This window comes from Pseudomonas sp. Sample_10 (genome assembly GCF_004321495.1).
Classification (GTDB): Bacteria; Pseudomonadota; Gammaproteobacteria; order Pseudomonadales; family Pseudomonadaceae; genus Aquipseudomonas.
This window is the reverse complement of the sequence record NZ_RCOE01000278.1, coordinates 1-3,540: the sequence shown is the minus strand read 5'-3', so window position 1 is coordinate 3,540 and position 3,540 is coordinate 1. Positions and strand designations below refer to the sequence as shown.

Genomic DNA, 3,540 nt, shown 5'->3' with positions numbered 1-3,540 from the left:
CGTCTGGTGATGCTGATGACCGGCGCCCAGTCGATCCGTGAAGTGATCGCCTTCCCGAAAACCCAGAGCGCGGCAGACGTCATGACTCAGGCTCCGGGTCAGGTAGATGCCAAGGCATTGCGTGAACTGCACATTCGCCTGCGCGAAACACCAAAGGCCGAGTAAGGCTGGAGGGCGCATCTTCGGATGCGCCCTTTCTTTATAGACAGAGCTGTTCAAGATTTTTGTTTGCCGGCCGGCGCGACTCAGCGTGGCGGGCAATGTTTCAAAGAGAATTCGGAGCGAGTTATGGCAGGTCATTCCAAGTGGGCGAACATCAAGCACCGCAAAGAACGTCAGGATGCCAAGAGGGGCAAGATCTTCACCAAGTGGATTCGTGAACTGACCGTTGCTGCCCGTCAGGGTGGTGGTGATCCCGGTTCCAACCCGCGTCTGCGCCTGGCCCTGGACAAGGCGCTGGGTGCCAACATGAGCCGTGACATCATCGATCGCGCCATCGCCCGCGGTACTGGCGCTGCCGATACCGACGACGTGGTCGAGTTGACCTATGAAGGTTACGGCCCGGGTGGCGTGGCGGTGATGGTCGAGTGCATGACCGACAACCGTAATCGCACTGCAGCCGCTGTCCGCCACGCGTTCAGCAAGTGCGGCGGTAACCTGGGGACTGACGGTTCGGTGGCCTATCTGTTCGAGCGCAAGGGGCAGATTTCCTTCGCCGCCGGTGTCGACGAAGACGCGTTGATGGAGGCTGCCATGGAAGCCGACGCCGATGACGTGGTGACCAACGAAGACGGGTCGATCGATGTGTTCACCTCGTTCGCCGGGTTCTATTCCGTGCGAAACGCGCTGGAAGCGGCGGGTTTCAAAGGGGATGACGCTGAAATCGTCATGTTGCCGACCACCAGCGCCGAACTCGATCTGGAAGGTGCCGAAAAAGTCCTCAAGCTGATCGACATGCTCGAAGACCTGGATGACGTGCAGAACGTCTACTCCAATGCCGAGATCCCGGAGTCGGTAGCCGCTCAGCTCGGTTGAAGGTAGCCAGGATCCAATGTGGGAGCTGGCTTGCCAGCGATGACAGTGAGTCAGGCAACATCTTTGTTGGATGAGCCTGCGCCATCGCTGGCAAGCCAGCTCCCACATCTGTTATTCGCTGTATTGAATGCAGTGCACTTACCCAACCCGCAGGCGTTATGACTTTAATTCTTGGTATCGACCCCGGTTCGCGCATCACCGGTTATGGCGTTGTTCGTGATACCGGGCGCGGCTGCGAGTATGTGGCCTCTGGCTGTATTCGTACCGGCGCGGGCGAGCTGCATGAGCGTCTGCAAATTGTCTACCGCGGTGTGCGGGAGATTATCCAGATGTACAAGCCGGTGACCATGGGCATCGAAAAGGTGTTCATGGCCCGCAATGCCGACTCAGCCCTGAAACTGGGGCAGGCCCGTGGCGCCGCTATCGTGGCGGGTGCGGAAGAAAGCCTGGAAATCGCCGAGTACACCGCGACCCAGGTCAAGCAGGCTGTAGTCGGCACTGGCGCTGCCAATAAAGAGCAGGTCCAGATGATGGTCATGCATATGCTGAAACTGACCAGCAAGCCACAAATCGATGCCTCGGACGCCCTGGCCATCGCCATTTGCCATGCTCACACCCGCTCCAGTCTCTTGCCCCACGGCTTGGGGGCGGCACGCAGTCGTGGCGGGCGCCTGCGTCTCTGATAGCATCAGCAATCATTTTTCCCGGAATGAGGGTTTCGCGCCTGTGTTGTCGGCCGAACCCCTTGCTCTGTCAGTCGCTGGCCTCGTGCTGGCCAACGCTCAAGGATCTGTAACGTGATTGGACGCTTGCGCGGCACTCTGGCTGAAAAACAGCCACCGCACCTGATTCTGGATGTAAATGGTCTGGGCTATGAGCTGGAAGTGCCCATGACCACGCTGTATCGTTTGCCGTCGGTCGGTGAACCGCTGACCTTGCACACCCATTTGGTCGTACGCGAAGACGCGCAGTTACTCTATGGCTTCGTCGGCAAGCGCGAGCGAGACTTTTTCCGCGAATTGATTCGTCTCAACGGTGTAGGGCCGAAACTGGCCCTGGCCTTGATGTCGAGTCTGGAGGTCGATGAACTGGTGCGTTGCGTGCAGTCCCAGGACACATCGGCGTTGACCAAGGTGCCGGGCGTGGGCAAGAAAACCGCAGAACGCCTGTTGGTCGAACTCAAGGATCGCTTCAAGGCCTGGGAAACCGTGCCGGCGATGTTTGCCCTGGTGCCGAACCAGCCGGACGGCCCTGCACCGGTCAATACCGCCGAAAACGACGCGGTCAGCGCGCTGATCTCCCTGGGCTACAAGCCGCAGGAAGCCAGCAAGGCGATTTCCGCGATCAAGGAGAAAGGCTTGAGCAGTGAAGACATGATTCGTCGTGCCCTGAAGGGAATGATCTAAGTGATTGAAGCTGATCGTCTGATCGCCGCCACGGGTGGACCTCGTGACCGCGAGGAAGTCCAGGACCGGGCGATTCGTCCTGTCAGCCTGGCCGAATACATCGGCCAGCCGACCGTTCGCGAGCAAATGGAGTTGTTCATCCAGGCTGCCCGTGGCCGTAACGAATCCCTTGATCACACCCTGATCTTCGGTCCTCCGGGGCTGGGTAAAACCACGCTGGCCAACATCATCGCCCAGGAAATGGGGGTGTCGATCAAAAGCACCTCGGGGCCGGTCCTTGAGCGTCCGGGTGATCTGGCCGCGCTGCTGACCAACCTTGAACCGCACGACGTACTGTTCATCGACGAAATCCATCGCTTGTCACCGATTGTCGAAGAAGTGCTGTATCCGGCGATGGAAGATTTCCAGCTCGACATCATGATCGGCGAAGGCCCGGCTGCGCGTTCGATCAAGCTCGATCTGCCGCCGTTCACCCTGGTTGGCGCAACGACACGGGCGGGGATGCTGACCAATCCGTTGCGCGACCGTTTCGGCATCGTCCAGCGCCTGGAGTTCTACAACAACGCCGATCTGTCGACGATTGTCAGCCGCTCGGCCAGTATCCTCGGCTTGCCGCTCGACCCGGAGGGCGCCTTCGAAATCGCCCGCCGCGCCCGCGGCACCCCGCGAATCGCCAACCGTCTGCTGCGTCGTGTACGCGACTTCGCCGAAGTCCGTGCCAAGGGCCATATCACTAAACCGATTGCCGATCTGGCCCTGAATCTGCTGGATGTCGACGAGCGCGGCTTCGATCACCAGGACCGGCGTCTGTTGCTGACCATGATCGAGAAATTCGATGGCGGGCCGGTCGGGGTCGATAGCCTTGCGGCGGCGATCAGTGAAGAGCGCCACACCATCGAAGACGTGCTGGAACCTTACCTGATCCAGCAGGGCTATATCATGCGCACGCCGCGGGGGCGGGTGGTGACGCGGCATGCCTACCTGCACTTCGGCTTAAACATTCCGTCACGATTGGGTGAGATGCCCGTGGTAGACGAATTCCTTGATGCCGTGGACGATTAATTAACTTTTGCGTGCTGAATTTTCGGGCATTGTGCTG

At 59.5% G+C, this 3,540-nt stretch carries 5 protein-coding genes; all 5 read left to right on the top strand.

Annotated elements, in window-relative coordinates:
* Nucleotides 1–165 (top strand): amino acid--tRNA ligase-related protein (locus tag D8U18_RS29155; protein WP_130932162.1); only part of this gene is annotated, 165 nt, incomplete at its 5' end.
* 123 nt (nucleotides 166–288) lie between these two features.
* On the top strand, nucleotides 289–1,035 hold the full coding sequence (locus D8U18_RS26465; protein WP_007977329.1) for a YebC/PmpR family DNA-binding transcriptional regulator: 747 nt from the start codon (nucleotides 289–291) through the stop codon (nucleotides 1,033–1,035).
* A 158-nt stretch (nucleotides 1,036–1,193) separates the two neighbouring features.
* On the top strand, nucleotides 1,194–1,718 hold the full coding sequence (ruvC, locus tag D8U18_RS26460) for a crossover junction endodeoxyribonuclease RuvC (protein ID WP_056852662.1): 525 nt from the start codon (nucleotides 1,194–1,196) through the stop codon (nucleotides 1,716–1,718).
* A 114-nt stretch (nucleotides 1,719–1,832) separates the two neighbouring features.
* The gene (gene ruvA / locus D8U18_RS26455) at nucleotides 1,833–2,441 is read left to right on the top strand and encodes a Holliday junction branch migration protein RuvA (RefSeq protein WP_056852661.1); all 609 of its coding nucleotides are present in this window, start codon (nucleotides 1,833–1,835) and stop codon (nucleotides 2,439–2,441) included.
* The gene (ruvB, locus tag D8U18_RS26450; protein WP_056852660.1) at nucleotides 2,442–3,503 is read left to right on the top strand and encodes a Holliday junction branch migration DNA helicase RuvB; all 1,062 of its coding nucleotides are present in this window, start codon (nucleotides 2,442–2,444) and stop codon (nucleotides 3,501–3,503) included. It abuts the gene before it with no gap.
* Nucleotides 3,504–3,540: the final 37 nt, after the last annotated feature.

Excerpts from the sequence above, each read along its gene's own strand:
- D8U18_RS26465 (WP_007977329.1), top strand. The coding sequence starts at position 289 with ATGGCAGGTCATTCCAAGTGGGCGAACATCAAGCACCGCAAAGAACGT.
- ruvC (WP_056852662.1), top strand. The coding sequence starts at position 1,194 with ATGACTTTAATTCTTGGTATCGACCCCGGTTCGCGCATCACCGGTTAT.